At 63.4% G+C, this 19,119-nt stretch carries 15 protein-coding genes; 9 read left to right on the forward strand and 6 right to left on the reverse strand.

Annotated elements, in window-relative coordinates; all coding sequences use genetic code 11:
• Window positions 1-47 precede the first annotated feature (47 nt).
• From ACP7DE_RS10210 to ACP7DE_RS10220, 3 genes are read right to left on the reverse strand one after another with little or no spacing between them, the layout of a single operon-like run.
• A complete protein-coding gene (locus ACP7DE_RS10210; RefSeq protein WP_426071996.1) occupies window positions 48-1,766 on the reverse strand; it encodes a hypothetical protein in 1,719 nt (572 codons plus the stop codon).
• Window positions 1,763-3,472 carry a molecular chaperone HscC gene (locus tag ACP7DE_RS10215; RefSeq protein WP_426071997.1) on the reverse strand — a complete coding sequence of 570 codons (1,710 nt, stop codon included), beginning with the start codon at window positions 3,470-3,472 and terminating at the stop codon, window positions 1,763-1,765. The genes ACP7DE_RS10210 and ACP7DE_RS10215 overlap by 4 nt, the downstream gene beginning before the upstream one ends.
• Window positions 3,472-5,469 (reverse strand): DNA topoisomerase IV subunit B, encoded by a 1,998-nt coding sequence (locus tag ACP7DE_RS10220; protein WP_426071998.1) that lies wholly within the window; start codon window positions 5,467-5,469, stop codon window positions 3,472-3,474. The genes ACP7DE_RS10215 and ACP7DE_RS10220 overlap by 1 nt, the downstream gene beginning before the upstream one ends.
• Window positions 5,470-5,932: 463 nt before the next feature.
• Here ACP7DE_RS10220 and kdpF point away from each other — a divergent pair, with 463 nt between their 5' ends.
• The 7 genes from kdpF (at window position 5,933) to ACP7DE_RS10255 (ending at window position 14,887) form a co-directional block, all read left to right on the forward strand.
• Complete coding sequence (gene kdpF / locus ACP7DE_RS10225; protein ID WP_034746483.1) at window positions 5,933-6,022, forward strand: K(+)-transporting ATPase subunit F; 90 nt, start codon at window positions 5,933-5,935, stop codon at window positions 6,020-6,022.
• A complete protein-coding gene (gene kdpA / locus ACP7DE_RS10230) occupies window positions 6,022-7,827 on the forward strand; it encodes a potassium-transporting ATPase subunit KdpA (protein ID WP_426071999.1) in 1,806 nt (601 codons plus the stop codon). The genes kdpF and kdpA overlap by 1 nt, the downstream gene beginning before the upstream one ends.
• A 9-nt stretch (window positions 7,828-7,836) precedes the next feature.
• A complete protein-coding gene (kdpB, locus tag ACP7DE_RS10235) occupies window positions 7,837-9,915 on the forward strand; it encodes a potassium-transporting ATPase subunit KdpB (protein ID WP_426072000.1) in 2,079 nt (692 codons plus the stop codon).
• Between the two features lie 10 nt (window positions 9,916-9,925).
• The gene (gene kdpC / locus ACP7DE_RS10240; RefSeq protein ID WP_426072001.1) at window positions 9,926-10,501 is read left to right on the forward strand and encodes a potassium-transporting ATPase subunit KdpC; all 576 of its coding nucleotides are present in this window, start codon (window positions 9,926-9,928) and stop codon (window positions 10,499-10,501) included.
• Between the two features lie 57 nt (window positions 10,502-10,558).
• Complete coding sequence (locus ACP7DE_RS10245) at window positions 10,559-13,300, forward strand: DUF4118 domain-containing protein (RefSeq protein ID WP_426072002.1); 2,742 nt, start codon at window positions 10,559-10,561, stop codon at window positions 13,298-13,300.
• Window positions 13,297-13,995, forward strand: coding sequence for a two-component system response regulator KdpE (kdpE, locus tag ACP7DE_RS10250; RefSeq protein ID WP_096237871.1), 699 nt, complete (start codon window positions 13,297-13,299; stop codon window positions 13,993-13,995). Before ACP7DE_RS10245 ends, kdpE begins: the two co-directional genes overlap by 4 nt.
• A 145-nt stretch (window positions 13,996-14,140) precedes the next feature.
• A complete protein-coding gene (locus ACP7DE_RS10255) occupies window positions 14,141-14,887 on the forward strand; it encodes a TorF family putative porin (RefSeq protein WP_426072003.1) in 747 nt (248 codons plus the stop codon).
• A gap of 65 nt (window positions 14,888-14,952) precedes the next feature.
• Here the strand turns inward: ACP7DE_RS10255 and ACP7DE_RS10260 are convergent, their stop codons facing one another.
• The 3 genes from ACP7DE_RS10260 to ACP7DE_RS10270 are packed head-to-tail and all read right to left on the reverse strand — an operon-like array spanning window position 14,953 to window position 16,809.
• Window positions 14,953-15,495, reverse strand: a complete 543-nt coding sequence (locus ACP7DE_RS10260; RefSeq protein WP_426072004.1) for a division plane positioning ATPase MipZ — start codon at window positions 15,493-15,495, stop codon at window positions 14,953-14,955.
• Complete coding sequence (dapA, locus tag ACP7DE_RS10265) at window positions 15,473-16,504, reverse strand: 4-hydroxy-tetrahydrodipicolinate synthase (protein WP_426072005.1); 1,032 nt, start codon at window positions 16,502-16,504, stop codon at window positions 15,473-15,475. The genes ACP7DE_RS10260 and dapA overlap by 23 nt, the downstream gene beginning before the upstream one ends.
• The gene (locus ACP7DE_RS10270) at window positions 16,501-16,809 is read right to left on the reverse strand and encodes a hypothetical protein (protein WP_243136064.1); all 309 of its coding nucleotides are present in this window, start codon (window positions 16,807-16,809) and stop codon (window positions 16,501-16,503) included. Before ACP7DE_RS10270 ends, dapA begins: the two co-directional genes overlap by 4 nt.
• A 231-nt stretch (window positions 16,810-17,040) precedes the next feature.
• Here ACP7DE_RS10270 and ACP7DE_RS10275 point away from each other — a divergent pair, with 231 nt between their 5' ends.
• Window positions 17,041-18,033: a gamma-glutamyl-gamma-aminobutyrate hydrolase family protein gene (locus ACP7DE_RS10275; protein ID WP_426072006.1), complete on the forward strand. Its 993-nt coding sequence runs from the start codon at window positions 17,041-17,043 to the stop codon at window positions 18,031-18,033.
• A complete protein-coding gene (locus tag ACP7DE_RS10280; RefSeq protein ID WP_426072007.1) occupies window positions 18,030-19,109 on the forward strand; it encodes an alginate lyase family protein in 1,080 nt (359 codons plus the stop codon). The genes ACP7DE_RS10275 and ACP7DE_RS10280 overlap by 4 nt, the downstream gene beginning before the upstream one ends.
• The last annotated feature ends 10 nt before the right edge of the window (window positions 19,110-19,119 follow it).

The raw sequence follows: 19,119 nt of genomic DNA on the forward strand, positions 1-19,119 counted from the left end.
TTCGGGACAGGTAGGGTGAAGTGGCTTGCTTGGGCATGGGGGTGCGTTCAGGCATGGACGTTTTCTTGCTGGTTTTCATAGAACAGATTGGCCAGGATTAGCATCGCGATGAGTGGCAGCAGGGCTTCCGGCAGTATCAGGCGGGCATCGGGCAAATTGGCAAAAAAGGAGGTACTCGATACCAGCGTGATCTTGACCAGCAGCAGGGCTGGCCATACTAGGTGGCGGGAAATATTGGGCATCGTGAATGCGTACAGCGGCACACCGGCCAGGCACCACAGCCAGGCCAGCACCGGGGCCACCCCGGCCGGCAGCACGCCCGCCGCCGTGACAAAAAACAGCAATGTGCCACCCAGCAGCCAGGTGATGCGCAAGCGGTGGTGCCACGCCTTTGGCAAGCCCAGGGCCTGATACAGTTGCGCGCCGCTGCGCGCCAGCAGTATCAGCAGGCACAGGCTGAAAGCAAAACAGGCGCCGGCAGGAAAGGCGTCGAAGGCGGTTTCCCGCATCATCCAGGCCAGCAGCGAGGCAATCGGCAGCAAGAGCAGATAGGCGCGCAGCTTGAAGTGCACCGAGGAAGCAGATACGGCCACTAGCGCGCAGACGGCAAGCAGGAGCGTGGCGCCGGAGACCAGCATCGGCGATGGATGGTTGATAAACAGCAGCAGCGACAGCCCGGCATAGGCATACACCCAGCCGAATTGCCACAGGTGCCGATGCCGGTACTGCAGATAGACGCCGAAGTGCTGCTGCCTGAATTGCGCCATCCGCTCAATCAGCGCGGCAGGGCGGTAAAAGGTGTATGCGGCGTAGGCCGAGAAGGATAGCAACTGTGACAGCACGAAGAAAATCGCATAAAAGGAGTCGATGCCGAAGAAACCCCAGTGCTCATGCATGAACAGCGCGAGCCCGTAGATGGCGAGGCCGGTCACTGCGGAACGTATGGCGGTACCGCCGAAGTATTTTTTGGCGCGCGCCTTGCGCTCCCACCAGGCGATCGACGCGGGATCGATCTTGTAGGCCAGCAGGTCGCCATGATGCGCGCGTATGCCCTCGATGAGTGCCAGCAGGGTCCGCGTCAATCGCACATCGTGCAGACAGAATGCGGATGCCGGCGGTGCGGCCATCAGCAGATCGAGGCATGCGTCGTACTCTCCGCTGCTGCGCAAATAGGCCAGCGAAGCCGTCGCGTTGTGGCGCCCGACCAGGCCGCGTGCCGCTTCCGCATCCATTTTGCGCAATTGCGGCAGCCGCTGGTCCCACTGGTAGTGCTCGATAAAGCGGCCACGGGTGGCGTCATGACACGCGGCCGTGGCGCAGTAGTGCAGGGCCAGGAGTTCAAATTCCTCGCGTACGGCGAGGTGGGTCATCGCTTCGCGCTTTTCCAGCGTCGACAGCTTGATGCCGTTGCCGGAGGCCAGCCATTCCCGCCACAGGGTCTGTGCTTCTTTCCGGGGATCGGCTGTCATGGCAGGCGATGCCGCTGGCGGCGTTTTGCCAAAGTCGATCTTGCCAGCTGCCAGCGGGGCTGGCGCGGGCGCTGTGGCCGGGGTGGCGGATGCTTCAGGCGCCTGCTGTTCCTGGCTTTGCGCGGCGATGCACAGCGCATACTCATAGGCATCGCGCAGGCGCTGGAAGGCGGCCGCACCGTCTTCAGGACGGTTCAGTTTTAACTGGCGCACATAGGCGCGCTTGATGTCCCGTTCATCGCGCGTCTCGGCGATGCCCAGGACTTGCCAGATATCCAGCGTCTCGCTATCCGTCACAGGAAACTGTCACTTTCTATTTCCTTGAGCACCTCCGCAAACGCCGTACGCGCTTGCCGGATGGTGTTCGGGTCCTGCGTTTCCAGCGCAGCCTGGAAGTTGGCCGTGTGCGCTGCCAGGTACTGGCGCACGTCGCCCAGCGACTGTTCGTACAGGCGATCGGCGCGCGTGACCAGGGTGCGGTTTTCCATCTGCTCGCGCGGGTGGATCTTCAGATCGGCCAATTCCGCAAAGCGCTGCTCGATCTGTTCCGGCGTCATCACGCCCGCGTTGTCGCTGATGATCATCTTGTGGCGTTCCTGCGTGGCCAGCACCGTCACTTCCGCTTCCAGCACGCCGCTGACGTCGTAGGTGAAGCGCACGTCGATGCCGATCTCGCCCGCCTTTTTCGCGGGAATCGGGAAGCTGATCTTGCCGAGGAAGACGTTGTCGGCCACCAGGCGCGATTCGCCCTGGAAGATTGCCACGTTGATTTCCTTCTGGTTGTCGTAGATGGTGGTGATGTTTTCCGTGCGCGAGACGGGCACCACGGAGTTGCGCTCGATGATGGGCAGGTAATGCCCGCCTTCATACTGGTTTGCACCGATCTGGCGCGAAATCGAAATGCCCAGCGAATACGGCGCCACGTCCGTCATGACCACTTCGTCCAGGGCCGCATCACGCATCTTGAGGCCCGCCTGCACGGCGGCGCCCAGCGCCACGGCTTCGTCCGGATCCAGGTGGATGGCGGGGAAGCGGCCGAACATGCGCGAGACAAGTTTACGCACCAGCGGCATGCGCGTGGCGCCGCCTGCCAGCACCACTTCATCGAGCTCCGCGGCGCGGATGGTGGCGTCGCGCAGCGCCCGTTCCACGGGCAGGCGCAAGCGTGCCAGCAGCGGTTCGCACAGCTGCGCCAGTTTGTCTTCGCTGATCTCCCAGCTATATTCCTTGTCCTGGTAGCGCGTGGCCATGCGCACGGATGGCTGCTCCGACAGCAGGCGCTTGACGCGCTCGGCTTCATCGCGCAGCAACTGCTGCTGGCGCGGGTCGAACAGGCGGCTGCCGGCCGCATCGCGCAAGCCGCTGCCGTCCAAAAAGGCGTCCACCAGCACGGTGACGAAGTCTTCGCCGCCCAGAAAATTGTCGCCAGCCGAGGCGCGCACTTCCATCACGCCTTCGAACAGCTCCAGGATCGACACGTCGAAGGTGCCGCCGCCCAGGTCGAAGACGAGGAATTTGCTTTCCTGTTCCTTGTCGCGGATGCCGTAGGCCAGCGCGGCGGCCGTCGGTTCGTTCAGCAGCCGCTCCACCCGCAAGCCGGCCAGTTGGCCGGCGATGCGCGTGGCCTTGCGCTGCGCATCGCTGAAATACGCGGGTACGGTGATGATGGCTTCCTCGACCTTGTGGCCCAGGAAGGCTTCGGCATCTTCCTTCAGCGCACGCAGCACCATCGACGACAACTCCTCCGGACGGAATTGCTGCGTGCCGAGGCTGATCTTCTTTTCACTACCCATGTAGCGCTTGAAGACGGCGGCCGTCAGTTGCGGGTGCGTCTGCAGGCGCTCGCGCGCGGCGCGGCCCACCAGCACGCTGCCGTCGTCGTCGATGCTCACGCACGATGGCGTCAGGTGTTCGCCCAGCGCGTTCGGGATGATGCAAGCCTTGCCGTCGCGCCAGATGGCGACCAGGCTGTTGGTGGTGCCCAGGTCGATACCGATGATCATCAGATATCCGCCTCAGCCTCATTGCCGTGTTCCTCGATCCAGGCGCGGCGTCCTGCCGCTTCGCCCTTGCCCATCAACATATTGAAGCGGGCGGAGGAAGTCATGTGGTCGATTTCGCCCAGGGTCACGGGCAGCAAACGGCGCGTGTCCGGGTTCATCGTCGTTTCCCACAACTGTTCGGCGTTCATCTCGCCCAGGCCCTTGAAGCGCGAGATCGACCAGGCGCCCTGTTTCACGCCTTCCTTGCGCAGCTTGTCCTCGATCGCGACCAGCTCGCCGTCGTCGAGTGCGTAGATTTTCTGCATCGGCTTCTTGCCGCGCGCCGGCGCGTCTACGCGGTAAAGTGGCGGACGGGCGATGCAGATGTGTCCCTTGTTGATCAGGGCCGGGAAGTGCTTGAAGAAGAGCGTCAGCAGCAGCACCTGGATGTGCGAGCCGTCCACGTCCGCATCCGACAGGATGCAGATCTTGCCGTAGCGCAGGCCGGACAGGTCGGGCGAGTCGCCCACGCTGTGCGGATCGACGCCGATGGCTACCGCAATATCGTGGATCTCGTTATTCGCAAACAGGCGGTCGCGGTCCGTCTCCCACGAGTTCAAGACTTTGCCGCGCAGGGGCAGGATGGCCTGGAATTCCTTGTCGCGGCCCATCTTGGCCGAACCGCCCGCCGAGTCGCCCTCGACGAGGAACAGTTCATTGCGCGTGATGTCCGACGATTCGCAGTCCGTCAGTTTGCCGGGAAGGACGGCGACGCCCGAGGATTTTTTCTTTTCCACTTTTTGCAGCGAGCGCTGGCGCGATTGCGCCTGCTTGATGACCAGTTCGGCCAGCTTCTTGCCGTAGTCGACGTGCTGGTTCAGCCACAGTTCCAGCGGCGGCTTGGTGAAGGTCGAGACCAGGCGCACGGCGTCGCGCGAGTTCAGGCGTTCCTTGATCTGGCCCTGGAATTGCGGGTCCAGCACCTTGGCCGACAGCACGAAGGAAGCGCGCGCAAAGACGTCTTCCGGCAGCAGTTTCACACCTTTCGGCAGCAGCGAGTGCATCTCGACGAAGTTTTTCACTGCGCCAAACAGGCCGTCGCGCAAGCCCGATTCATGCGTGCCGCCATTCGAGGTGGGAATCAGGTTGACATACGATTCGCGCACGATGGCGCCTTCTTCCGTCCACGCCACCACCCAGGCCGCACCTTCGCCTTCGGCAAATCCTTCCGAGTCCGGACCCGCGTATTGCGCGCCTTCGAACAGGGGAATTAGGGTTTCGCCATTCGATACCTGCGCCAGCGATTCGGTCAGGTAGCCGCGCAAGCCTTCCGCGTACTGCCAGGTTTGCGTATCGCCCGTCTTGGCGTTGGTCAGCGTGACGGTCACGCCGGGCAGCAGCACGGCTTTCGAGCGCAGCAGGCGCTGCAGCTCGGTTTGCGAGATATTCGGCGAATCAAAATACTTCGCATCGGGCCAGGCGGTCACGCGCGTGCCCGACTTCTTGCCGTCGCGCGGGGCGGGGCGGGAACTCAGGGGCTCGATCACGTCGCCATTCGCAAACACCATGTGGTGCAAGCCGTTGCCATCGCTTTCCTTGCGCCAGACGGTGATTTCCAGGCGCGTCGACAGCGCATTGGTGACGGACACGCCGACACCGTGCAAGCCGCCCGAGAATGCGTAGGCGCCGCCCGAACCCTTGTCGAACTTGCCGCCCGCGTGCAGCCGTGTAAACACGATTTCCACCGTCGGCACGCCTTCTTCCGGATGCAGGCCGACGGGAATGCCGCGACCGTTGTCTTCGACGGTGATGCTGCCATCCGTGTTTTGCGTAACGGCGATATGCGTGCAATGACCGCCCAGCGCCTCGTCGGAGGCATTGTCGATCACTTCCTGAATGATGTGCAGCGGATTTTCAGTGCGGGTGTACATCCCCGGGCGCTGCTTGACGGGTTCCAGTCCTTTCAGGACACGGATGGATGATTCGCTGTAGTCGGATGCTGGTTTTTTAGTGGCCATACGTGTTCAAGCTAAGTAAAGACAGTGGTTGGAACGCCAGGCCATGGCACTGCAGGGCGCAGTGACAACGGCGGCGATAACTGTATAAATATACAGTATATTCCGTCCAGCGTCACTGGGAGAGGGCAGTGCGGCAGGCATGGCGTCCTTGTGCGGACGCTCGCGCATTCTATCTTGTCCAGCGAGCAATAGCGCTACTCCAGGGCAACAACAGTGCGCCGCGCGCGTGGTTTTGCGCCAATTGTGGACGATTTTATGCGGCAAAGCCCCTGTTTTTACATCTTGTTTACAAGCACCTCTCCAGTCTTTACGAATTTTTTAGACCCTTTTGGCTAATCTGCTCACTATCAAAACAAACCTGAATGAGGGTGGGAATGGATATCGTGTATCTCGGCTTGATTGCCGTTTTTTTCGTCGTGGCGGCCGGCTTTGCCGTCGCCTGCGACAAATTAGGGAGCGTCAAATGAACGCGTTTTATGTGCTTGGCGCCGTGGTCTCGGCTGGCCTGCTCGTGTACCTGCTGGTGGCGCTGCTGAAGGCGGAGGAACTGTGATGACGACGCAATCGATATTGTTGTTGGTGGCCTTCCTGGCCGTACTGTTGGCCGCCGGCTATCCGCTGGGCCTGTACATGGCCAAGGTGGCCGGCGATGGCCCCGTGCGCGGCCTGGGCTGGCTGCAAAAGCTGGAAAACCTGCTGTACCGCTGGTCCGGCCTTCCTGCCGACAAGGCCATGGGCTGGAAAAGCTACGCCATCGCCCTGATCGTCTTTAATACCGTGGGCGCCGTCTTTGTGTACGGCCTGCAGCGCCTGCAGGGCTTCTTGCCCCTCAATCCACAGGGCCTGGGCGCCGTCAGCCCCGATTCCTCGTTCAATACCACCGTCAGCTTCGTCGCCAATACCAATTGGCAGGGCTACGGCGGCGAGCAGACCATGAGCTACCTGACCCAGATGCTGGGCATGGCATGCCAGAACTTCTTTTCGGCGGCCACCGGCATCGCCGTGATCTTCGCGCTGGTGCGCGGTTTCGCCTCGCGTTCGGGCAAATCGATCGGCAATTTCTGGGTTGACCTGGTGCGCTCGACGCTGTACATCCTGCTGCCGCTGTCGCTGGCCCTCTCCGTCGTCTTCATGGGCGAAGGCATGATCCAGAATTTTTCCGCCTACAAGGAAGTGACGCTGATCGATCAGGTGGCGTATGAAACGCCGAAAATGACGGCCGATGGCCAGCCCGTGCTGGATGCCGCCGGTAAACCCGTAATGGAAGCGCAAGTGGCGACCACGCAGACGCTCGCCATGGGCCCCGTCGCTTCGCAGGAATCGATCAAGTTGCTGGGCACGAATGGCGGCGGCTTTTTCAATGCCAATTCCGCGCATCCATTTGAGAATCCTACGGTGCTGTCGAACTTCCTGCAGATGCTGGCCATTTTCATCATTCCCGCCGGCCTGTGTTTCACCTTTGGCCGCATGGTCGGTGACCTGCGCCAGGGCTGGGCCGTGCTGGCCGCGATGACCATGATCTTTGTCGTCATGACGGCCGGCGTGATGAGCGCCGAGCAGCAAGCCAATCCGAACCTGCAGGCACTGGGTGTGGATCAGCAGGCCAGCAGTCTGCAATCGGGCGGCAATATGGAAGGCAAGGAAACGCGCTTCGGCATCAGCTCCTCGACCCTGTTCGCGGCGGTGACGACGGCGGCATCCTGCGGCGCCGTCAATTCCATGCACGACTCCTACATGCCCCTGGGTGGCATGGTGCCGCTGCTGCTGATGCAATTCGGCGAAGTGGTGTTCGGCGGTGTGGGCACGGGCCTGTACGGCATGCTGATGTTCGCCATCCTGGCCGTCTTCATCGCCGGCCTGATGATAGGGCGCACGCCTGAATACCTGGGCAAGAAAATCCAGGCCTATGAAATGAAGATGGTGTCGCTGGCCATCCTGGTGACGCCAGCCCTGGTATTGACGGGCACTGCGATCGCCGTGATGGTCGAACCGGGCAAGATCGGCGTGGCCAATCCGGGCGCGCACGGCTTCTCGGAAATTCTGTATGCCTTCACGTCGGCGGCCAACAACAACGGCAGCGCGTTTGCCGGGCTGTCCGCCAACACGCCGTTCTACAACGTGATGCTGGCGATCGCCATGTGGTTCGGCCGTTTCGGCGTGATCGTGCCCGTGCTGGCAGTGGCCGGTTCGCTGGCGGCCAAGCAGCGCCTGTCGGCCAATGCCGGCACCATGCCCACGCACGGCCCCATGTTCATCGGCTTGCTGATTGGCGTGGTGGTGCTGGTTGGCGTGCTCAATTACGTTCCCGCGCTGGCCCTGGGCCCGATCGTCGAACACCTGCAACTTTTCACAAAATAAGAGGCTACCATGTCACGCACAAGCCTGACCTTGTTCGATTCCGCATTGATTGGCCCTGCCATCGTCGATGCGTTCAAAAAACTCGACCCCCGCACGCAGTGGCGCAGCCCCGTGATGTTCGTCGTCTATGTCGGCAGCATCATCACGACCCTGCTGGCCATACAGGCCCTGAACGGCCAGGGTGAAGCGCCGTTCGGCTTCATCGTCTCCGTCTCCGTGTGGCTGTGGTTTACCGTGCTGTTTGCGAACTTCGCCGAAGCGCTGGCTGAAGGCCGCAGCAAGGCCCAGGCGGCTTCCTTGCGCGCCCTGAAGCAGACGGTGATGGCAAAGAAAATGCAAACGCCGAAGTACGGCACCTCCTGGCTGCCCACGCCGGCGACCGACTTGCGCAAGGGCATGACGGTGCTGGTCGAGGCGGGTGACGTCATTCCTGCCGATGGCGAAGTGACGGCCGGCGTGGCCTCCGTCGACGAGAGCGCCATCACGGGCGAATCGGCGCCCGTCATCCGCGAGTCGGGCGGCGACTTTTCCGCCGTCACGGGCGGCACCCGCGTGCTGTCAGACTGGCTGCTGGTGCGCGTTTCCGTCAACCCTGGCGAAGCCTTCATCGACCGCATGATCGCTATGGTCGAAGGCGCCAAGCGCCAGAAGACGCCGAATGAAATCGCCCTGACGATTTTGCTCGTGGCCCTGTCGATCGTCTTCCTGATCGTCACCGTAACCTTGCTGCCGTACTCGCTGTTTTCCGTGGCGGCGGCCGGCAGCGGCACGCCCGTCACCATCACCGTGCTGATCGCGCTGCTGGTGTGCCTGATTCCGACCACTATTGGCGGCCTGCTGTCGGCCATCGGCGTGGCCGGCATGAGCCGCATGATGCAAGCCAATGTGATCGCCACCTCGGGCCGCGCCGTGGAAGCGGCGGGCGACGTGGACGTGCTGTTGCTCGATAAAACGGGCACCATCACTCTGGGTAATCGCCAGGCGTCAAGTTTTGTACCTGCTCCCGGTGTGACGGAGCAGCAGTTGGCCGACGCGGCGCAACTGGCCTCGCTGGCCGATGAAACGCCGGAAGGGCGCAGCATCGTCGTGCTGGCCAAGCAGAAGTTCAATATCCGCGAACGCGAGATGGCCAGCCTGCACGCCACCTTCGTGCCCTTCACGGCGCAAACGCGCATGAGCGGCGTGGACATTCCTGGCGAACAGCAGGTACGCCAGTTGCGCAAGGGTGCGGCCGATTCCATGAAAAAGTTTGTGGAAGCGCTGGGCCAGCCGTATCCGGTTGAGGTGTCGCGCGCCGTCGACGATATTGCGCGTCGCGGCAGCACGCCGCTGGTGGTGGTCGACGACGGCCGCGTCATGGGTGTCGTGGAATTGAAGGATATCGTCAAGGGCGGCATCAAGGAGCGTTTTGCGGAATTGCGCCGCATGGGCATCAAGACCGTCATGATCACGGGCGACAACAAGCTGACGGCTGCGGCCATCGCCGCCGAGGCTGGCGTGGACGATTTTCTTGCCGAAGCGACGCCGGAAGACAAGCTCAAGCTGATTCGCAGCTATCAGTCCGAAGGCCGCCTGGTGGCCATGACGGGCGACGGCACCAATGATGCCCCCGCCCTGGCGCAGGCCGACGTGGCCGTGGCCATGAACTCGGGCACGCAGGCGGCAAAAGAGGCTGGCAATATGGTCGACCTGGATTCGAATCCGACCAAGCTGCTGGAAATCGTTGAAATCGGTAAGCAGATGCTGATGACGCGCGGTTCGCTGACGACGTTCTCGATTTCGAACGACATCGCCAAGTACTTCGCCATCATCCCGGCGGCGTTTGTGGGCACCTATCCGCAACTGAAGGCGCTCGACATCATGCACCTGGCCAGCCCCGCCTCAGCCATCATGTCGGCCGTGATCTTCAATGCGCTGATCATCGTCGTGCTGATTCCGCTGGCGTTAAAAGGCGTGCAATACCGGGCCATCGGCGCGGCCAGCCTGTTGCGTCGCAATCTGCTGATCTACGGTCTGGGCGGCATCATCCTGCCCTTCATCGGGATCAAGCTGATCGACATGCTGCTGTCCGCACTCAATTTAGTCTAAAGGAACCATCATGAGCACTATCGTACGTCCCGCCCTGGTCCTGTTTGCCGCGCTGACCGTGATCTGCGGCGTGGTCTATCCGTTTGCCACGGCTGGCATCGGGCAGCTGGCCTTCAACGATGAAGTCAACGGCAGCATCGTCGAGCGGGCTGGCCGCCCGGTTGGCTCGATGCTGATCGGCCAGTCCTTCACCTCGCCCAAGTATTTCTGGGGCCGTCCATCGGCCACCGCGCCGATGGCCAACAATGGCGCCGGTTCGGGCGGCTCGAATCAGGGACCGAGCAATCCGGCCCTGGTGGACGCTGTCAAGGCGCGCATCGCCGCCCTGAAGGAAGCTGATCCCGGCAATACGCGCGCCATTCCCGTTGACCTGGTGACGGCGTCGAGCAGCGGCTTGGATCCGGAAATCAGTCTGGCGGCAGCCTTGTATCAGGCGCCGCGCGTGGCCCGCGTGCGCGCAGTTCCACTGGCGCAGGTAGAAAACGCCATCGCCAAGGTGCAGAAAACCGCGTATATCGGCTTTTTCGGCGAACCACGGGTGAATGTGCTGGAACTGAATCTGGCGCTCGATGCAGCCGCGAAGTAAGATGATGCAGGGGCAGAGCCGCCGGTTTTGCCCCTGGTTTTAATATTAAAGATGCCCATGCTCCCCAACGACAGCCAACGCCCCGACCCAGATGCCCTGCTGGCGCAAGTGCAGGCGCAGGAAAAGAAAGCCGCGCGCGGCCGGCTGCGCATTTACTTCGGCGCCTCGGCCGGCGTCGGCAAGACCTATGCGATGCTGGCCGCCGCCCGCAAATTGCTGGCCGATGGCCAGGATCTGCTGGTGGGCGTGGTGGAGACGCATGGGCGCCAGGATACGGCGGCCCAGCTTGACGGCTTGCCGCTGCTCCCCCTGAAGGCCATCGAATACCGGGGCAAGACCTTGTTCGAGTTCGACCTGGACGAAGCGCTGCGGCGGGCGCCGCCGCTGATACTGATGGATGAACTGGCCCACTCGAACGTGGCCGGTTCGCGCCATCCGAAGCGCTGGCAGGATGTCGAGGAATTGCTGGCGGCCGGTATTGACGTGCTGTCGACCGTGAATGTGCAGCACCTGGAAAGCCTGAACGATGTGGTGGGCGGCATCACCGGCGTGCGTGTGGCCGAAACCCTGCCCGACACGGTGTTCGACCGCGCCGACGAAGTGGTGCTGGTCGATATTCCGGCCGATGAATTGTTGCGCCGCCTGAAGCAGGGCAAGGTATACCAGCCGCAGCAGGCCGAGCGGGCATCCCAGCATTTTTTCCGCAAGGGTAATCTGATCGCCCTGCGCGAACTGGCCTTGCGCCGCACGGCGGACCGGGTGCAGGACGACGTGCAGGCTTACCGCGTCGAGAAATCCATCAATCCCGTGTGGAAGACGGGCGCCGCGCTGCTCGCCTGCGTGGGACCGTACGCGGGTGGCGAACACGTGATTCGCAGCACGGCGCGCCTGGCCAGCCAGCTGAATGCCGAATGGCACGCGCTGTACGTGGAAACGCCGCGCCTGCAGCGTCTGCCGGCGCGCGAGCGCGAACGCATCCTGAAAACGCTGAAACTGGCGCAGGACTTGGGCGCACGCACGGCCATTGTGCCGTCCGCCGACATCGCCGGCGCCGTGGTCGAGTATGCGCGTAACGCGAATATCTCGAAAGTCATCGTCGGCCGTGGCCGCGCTGGCGCATTGGCGCGTCTGTGGCATGCGCCGCCGGCCGTGCGCATGGCCAGCCTGGCGCCCGATATCGACCTGATCGAGGTCGGCTTGCCAGCTGCCGATGCAGCACCCCGGCGCGTGGCTGGCGAAGACACGGAGGCACCGCGCCGGCCATCACGCCATTGGCGCTACCTATTGGCCGCTGGCATCAGCCTGGGCACGGCCCTCGCCTCGGTCCCCCTGCAACCCTATCTGGACCTGGCTAATATCGCCATGCTGTCGCTACTGACGGTGGTGCTGGTGGCCGTGCGCCTGGGGCGCGGACCGGCGGCACTGGCCAGCCTGGTGGGCGTGGCCTGCTTCGATTTCATCTTCGTGCCACCGCGCTTCTCGTTTGCCGTGGGCGATTTTCAGTACGTGATCACCTTTGGCGTGATGCTGGCCGTGGGCCTGATTACGGGCCACCTGACGGCCGGCCTGCGCTTCCAGGCGCGCGTGGCCTCGCACCGCGAAGCGCGCGCTCGCGCCCTGTACGAGTTTTCGCGTGAATTGTCCGGCGTGCTGCAAACGGAGCAGATTTTCGACATCACGAAAAGCGCCATCGAGCGGGCTTTCCGCGCGCGCGCTACCTTGCTTTTGCCTGATGATGAGGGCAGCCTGCAGACTCCGAGTAGCGGCGAGCCGCTGGACATAGGCATCGCGCAGTGGGCCTTCGACCATGCGCAGGCGGCGGGGACGGGCACAGATACCTTGCCGGCTTCGCCTATTTTCTACCTGCCGCTGATCGCGCCGATGCGCACGCGGGGCGTGCTGGCGCTGTTGCCACTCGATGGCACGGACCGCGGGCGTTGGCTGCTGGTGCCGGAACAGCGCCAGCACCTCGATACCTTTGCCGCGCTGGCAGCCATCGCGCTCGAGCGCGTGCACTACATCGACGTGGCCCAGGGGGCGCTGCTGCAGATGGAGTCCGAGCGGCTGCGCAATTCGCTGCTGGCAGCCCTGTCGCATGACTTGCGCACGCCATTGACGTCACTGGTGGGCCTGGCCGAATCGCTGGCCCTGTCCAGGCCTGCGTTGTCGCCCGCGCAGCTGGACATGGCGCGCTCGCTGCAGTCCGAAACCGTGCGCATGAGCGCCCTGGTGGCGAACTTGCTGGACATGGCGCGCATCGAAAGCGGGCAGGTGCGCCTGAACCTGCAATGGCAGGCGCTGGAAGAAGTGGTGGGCAGCGCGCTGCGCGCCAGCGGCCCGCAATTGCAGCAGCATGCCGTGCAGACGCAGCTGGCGCCGGATTTGCCGCTGGTGCGCTACGACGCCGTGCTGATCGAACGCGTGCTGTGCAACCTGCTGGAAAACGCGGCCAAATACACGCCGCCGGGCAGCACCATCACGGTCGCGGCCGGGGTACACGGCCAGTTCCTGCAGGTGAGGGTGTTTGACGATGGCCCGGGCCTGCCGCCCGGCCGCGAAGAAGCCATTTTTGAAAAATTCACGCGCGGCGAGCGCGAATCGAACAAGCCGGGTGTCGGGCTGGGACTGGCCATTTGCCGCGCCATTGTCGAAGCCCACGGCGGCACCATCCAGCCGCAGCCGCATACGCCGGGACAGGGCGCTGCCATCGTGTTCAGCCTGCCGCTGGGCACGCCCCCTGCGCCGCCAGAGATCGAGCTCGATGACGCCAACGACCATGAAACAGGAAAACCAACATGAACGAACCTTCCGCCACCGCCTTGCTGGTTGAGGATGAACCGCAAATCCGCCGCTTCGTGCGCGCCGCGCTGGAAGACGAGGGCTGGCAGATTTTCGAGTCCGCCACCATGCAGCGAGGCCTGATTGATGCCGGCACGCGCAGGCCCGACCTGATCGTGCTGGACCTGGGCCTGCCTGACGGAGATGGCATCGACTTCATCGCCGACATCCGCAAATGGTCGGCCGTGCCCATCATCGTGCTGTCGGCGCGGGTCGACGAAGAGGACAAGATACGCGCGCTGGACGCGGGCGCCGACGATTACCTGACCAAGCCGTTCGGCGTGGGCGAGCTGCTGGCCCGCGTACGGGCCACCTTGCGCCGCCAGCGCCAGCCCGCCGCCAGCGACGATGGCGTAGTGCAGTTTGGCGATGTGCGGGTCGACCTGAAGGATCGCCTGGTGACGCGCAACAAGCAACTGGTGCACATGACGCCGACGGAATTTCGCTTGCTCTCGGTGCTCGTGAAGAACGCCGGTAGGGTGGTCACCAATCCGCAGCTGCTGCGTGAAGTGTGGGGGCCGTCGAACAGCGAAAATGGCCACTACCTGCGCATTTATATGGGGCATCTGCGCCAGAAGCTGGAAGCCGATCCGGCCCAGCCGCAGCACCTGCTGACGGAAACGGCCGTCGGCTACCGCTTGCTGCTGCCGCTCTAATACCTGTTAATCCCCTGTTGGAAAACAGGCGCCGCGCGCGCCGGGGGGACGCTTTACTTTAAATTTTTGCAGCGAATTTTTGCAGCGGCGGGCCAGCTGCGCCATGTTGGCAAAGGCCCATACCACCCATGAAGAAGAAGAAACCATGAATAAAATGATACTTGCACTTGCCGTCGCCACCGCCTTTACGGGCAGCCTGGCCCACGCGGAAGAGGCCAAGCCCGATAATGCAGTCAGCTTCAACGTGGCCGGCGTGTCCGACTACCGTTATCGCGGCATTTCGCAGACGCGCTTGAAACCCGCGCTGCAGGGAGGCGTCGACTACGTCAACAACCCGACCGGCCTGTATGCGGGCGCCTGGGCCTCCACCATCAAGTGGACCAAGGATGCGGGCGGCAGCGGTGACGTGGAAGTGGACCTGTATGCGGGCAAGCGCGGCCAGTTGACGGCCGATATCGGCTATGACGTGGGCGTGCTGGCGTATGTGTATGCGGACAACGGCTTGAAGAATATCGGCCTGGCCAACGCGGACACCCAGGAAGTCTACGGTCAACTGTCGTATGGCCCGGCCTATATCAAGTATTCGCACGCCGTCTCCAATCTGTTCGGCATCGTCAATAGCAAGAACAGCGGCTACCTGGACATCGGCGCGAATATCGACTTGAGCAACGGCTGGACCGGCAACCTGCACGCGGGCCACCAAAAGGTCAAAAACAATGATGCGTTGAGCTATACGGACTGGAAAGTGGGCGTCACGCGCGATTTCGGCGTGGTGACGGGCGCGCTGGCCGTGATCGGCACGAACGCGGGCAAGTCGGCCTATGCTTCGCCCGTGAACGGTAAATTCATGGGCAAGACGGCGTTGCAGCTGACGGTCAGCAAAACGTTTTAATTGACTGAATTGACTGAGAGGAGAGGCGGCGCATGCGCCGCCTTTTTTTTGCCTGCCCAGCCAGGCTAGGCAGGCAGGTTAAAAACGGCGCAATACAGCTGTCCCAGGCTGACCACGCAGGCGGCTGGAATCTGTGCGGCCAGGGCATGGGCCAGCGCCGCTTGCGTGTCTGTTGCCAGCAGGACGCGCAGGTCCGGATTGACGCTGCGCGCGTGCGCGATGCGGCGCACCAGGCCCGCTTGCGCGGCACCGTCCACGACGCCGTCCAGCGGCACCACCAGCACGCGCGCGGCGATCAGGGCCGAACGGCTGCCCATGGAGTCGCGGCCTTCGCTGTCGATGACGATGTCGTGGTAGCAGTTCACCAGGTGCTCCAGCTCCGGTTGCAAGCCCTTGGCGCTGATGGCGCGCGCCATCAGGCGCGGCTGCATCAGGCTGCCGTGCATGGCGCCGTCGTGCATATTCCTCGCCTGCGCCATGGCTCCCTGGCGCGGATCGGCATCGAGCAGCAATACCTTGCGCCCGGCCAGCGCGCGCGAGGCGGCCAGCCGTCCGGCCAGGATGGATTTCTCCATCCCCCCGCGTTCATCCGTGATGGCGATGATCATCTTGGCGCACGGCTGGCATAATGTTGGAAGCGGAGACCAGTTGCAGCAAACAGCCTTCACGCGGCGCGTCCCTGTCGCTGGCTGTCCATGCGGGCAGCTGCATCAATGGCTCCAGTGCTTCGGCCAGCTTGTCCTGGCCGGCGGACGACATCGGCGTCATCGGCAGGCGCAGCTCGTCGCGCACCTTGCCCTGCATGGCCAGCGCCGCCTTCACGGGACCAGGATTGGGTTCGGCAAACAGCAGTCGTATGACGGGCAGCATGGTCTTGAACAGGGTGCTGGCGGCGCCGTGGCGGCCCTGCCTGACCAGGTGGTACAGCTGCGCATACAGGTCGGGGCGTATTTGGGCGGCGGCCGACATGGCGCCGTGGCCGCCCATGGACAGGCTGGCCAGCAGCAGCGCATCGTCGCCGCACAGCACATCCAGGCGCGTGTCGAGCAGCAGTTCGCCCAGTTGCTGCAGCTTGCCACCCGCTTCCTTGATGGCGACGAAGTGCGAGTCGCGCGCCAGCAGCGCCGCCGTCTGCGGTTCGATATTGACGCCAGTGCGTGCCGGCACGTTGTACAGCACGATGGACTGGTCGGTGGCGGCGGCGATGGCCTCGAAGTGGCGCACTATGCCGTCCTGCGAAGGGCGTACATATGAAGGTGCCGAGATCAGCAGACCAGCCAGCGGATGGTCGTGATAGCGTTCCACTGTGGCGACGACGCTGCGCGTATCGCTGCCACCGATACCCATCACGACGGGGAAGCGGGGACCGATGGCTTCGAGCACGCTATCGAGCAGCATGGTGTGTTCTGCCGCGCTCAGCATGGCCGCTTCGCCCGTAGTACCGCATACCACCAGGCCATCAACGCCGCTGGCGGCCAGCTCGCAAGCGAGCTGCTGGGCGGCGTCAAAGTCGATCTCGCCATCACGGAATGGCGTGACCATCGGCACCCAGATGCCCTGGAAGTGCGCGGTGATGCGCGACGAAGACATCGCCTGCTCGCAGGAATACTGGTTCATAGCGATTTCCCCTGGCTGATGCGGCCAAATTCCGCCGCTGGCAGCAGGCGCATGACGGCATCCATGGTCAGGCGCAGGGCCGGCTCCGTCACGCACAGCCATACCTTCATGCGCTCGGCGTGGTCGACCGCCTCGACGCGCATGAACGACAGCATGCCGCCGCAGGTCCTGACGACCAGCTGGCGCAGCTCGGCCAGGCAGGACTTGTCGACCGTGATATGCATGAGGAAAGTGGGCAGGCGGGGATGGCGGTGGGGCAGTGCTTGATGCGCTTGATGCGTTTGCAGGCGTGAATGGGGTTCCATGGTGGCTTTGCAGCGGTGGTTGAGGTACGTTCAAGATTAGCAGCGGGGGCGTAAAGATTCTCTAAAAAGCGGGGCCGTGGGCGTAAACGGGCTGTATGCGGGCTGTATGCAGTTTTACTGCCGGCGTGTTGCGTGGAAATGCCGCGCATGTGCTTTTGTTACAAAATTGAATCGTGCTTTCGGGGGCAGGGGTTTATATTGAAAACGTCTCCGCTTTCAGTTAGCCTTGCCATGCCAGACGAAAAAGATCCCCAGCAGCCCCCTTCCGCCGATCCTGCAACGCCGGCGCGGCCCGACCGTGTCGGCAGGGCACCCGATGACGACCACCGCGCGCGCGATGCGGCACCGCGCTACTTGAAGGATAACGACACGCCGCTGGCGCTGGCCTGGCGCGTGATCACATCGCGCTACCGTTCCATGCGCGACAAGGCCAGCCGCGATTTCATGCGGCGCACGCTGCGCATCGGCATCTCGGCGCGCATTTTCCACCCCGAACCTGGCGCCACTGGCCTGCGCAGCAAGAACCTGCAATACCTGGAAGAGTCGATTGCGCAGTGGGTCATGTCGCGCGATGTGCTGGTGTTCATGATTCCGACGGTCAATACCAGCGGCTTGCTACACCCGAGCAACATCACCTTGCGTCACTATGCGCGCCACCTGGACGGTCTGGTGCTGCAGGGCGGCGCCGACGTCTCGCCGCAGACCTATTCCGAGACGGCCACGCGCCCCGAATGGAGCGGCGACCGCGCGCGCGACCTGTACGAACTGGAATTGCTGCACGAATTCGTCGACGCGGGCAAGCCCGTGCTGGGTATTTGCCGCGGCTGCCAACTCATCAACGTGGGCTTTGGCGGCACCTTGTACCAGGACATCGCCTCGGACGTGGAAGGCGCCACCTCGCACGTCAACGACCTGTATGACCGTCACCGCCACAGCATCGCCTTCCCGAAAGGCTCGTCACTGGCCGGCATGTTCCCGAAGGCGGGCGAGGCGCTCGTCAATTCCATCCACCATCAGTCGGTCAAGGATTTGGGACGCGACATCACCGTGGAAGCGTATTCGCAAGGGGACAATATCGTCGAAGCCATCCGCTACCAGCGGGCGCGCTTCGTCATGGGCTTGCAGTGGCACCCGGAATTTCATTCGGCGGGCGGGGTCGAACTGCTCGATTGCACCCCGATCCTCGATAACTTTTTGCGCGCGGCGCGGGAGACGCGGTTTTGAGTACGCACCTGACGCGCCGGCGCACCTTGCTGGCTGGCCTGCTGGCACTGCCCCTGACGGGCTTGCGCGCCGCGCCGCACCCGCGTGATAGCGTGCTGGCGTTTGCGCTGACGTCCGCCGCGCGCGCCCGCACGTTCAAGATGCGAGTGGCGCCGGCCATTGCCGAGCAGGTGCTCAAGGCGGCGCGCAAGGATGCGGCGCGACCCGTGCACCTGATGGCCGAAGTGCGCACGGGCGGCTTGCTGAAGGGAGAAGGCGGACGCGAGACCAGCCAGCAGGCGCAGGAAGACTGGCGCCAGGCGCGCCTGCAGGCGCTGGCCTGGAGATTATCGGGCGAGCTGGCGCATTTCGAAGCAGCGCGCCAGTTGCTGCTGGCCTGGAGCGGTGCTTATCAGCCATCGTTCAGTCCCGTCGACGAGACGGAGCTGGCCAGCCTGCTGATGGGTTTTGACTTGATACAGGAACGCTTGAACGGCGTCGAGCGCGAGCAGGTGCAGGCGTTTTGCCGCACCCTGGCGCAAGGGTATTTGAGCGATCCCATCAAGGTGGGCGGTCCGTCCACGGCACGCAACAACTGGCATAGCCACCGCATCAAGATCGGCACGGCCGCCGCGTATGTCACGGGCGACGCCTTGCTGATCGCGCGCGCGAAAGAGCGCTTCCTGGCGCACGTGCCGCGCAATATCGGCGCCGGCGGCGTACCCTTCGATTTCGAACAGCGCGACGCCCTGCACTACACCACCTACAGCCTGGAGCCGCTGCTGACGACGGCCCTGATGGCGCAGGCGCATGGCGACGACTGGTATGACGCGCCGGAAGCGCGGCGCCTGGCCGATGCGCTGGCCTGGCTGGCGCCGTACGCGCAGGGCAGAAAGACGCACGAGGAATTCGCAAAGAGCGCCGTGCCGTTCGACCGCAAGCGCGTGGCCGCCGGTGAAAAGGGATTTACGGGGAATTGGGAGTCCAAGGGCGCCGCCAATGTGTATCTGCTGGCGGCGCGCTTCGACCCCGCTTACCTGCCCCTGGCGCTGGAATTGCGCCCGCCAGCCTGGGCGCTGGCGCTGTACGGTGCTTAGTGAGAACTTA

The sequence above is a fragment of the Janthinobacterium sp. DSP2-3-3 genome (assembly GCF_049897325.1).
Classification (GTDB): Bacteria; Pseudomonadota; Gammaproteobacteria; order Burkholderiales; family Burkholderiaceae_D; genus Janthinobacterium.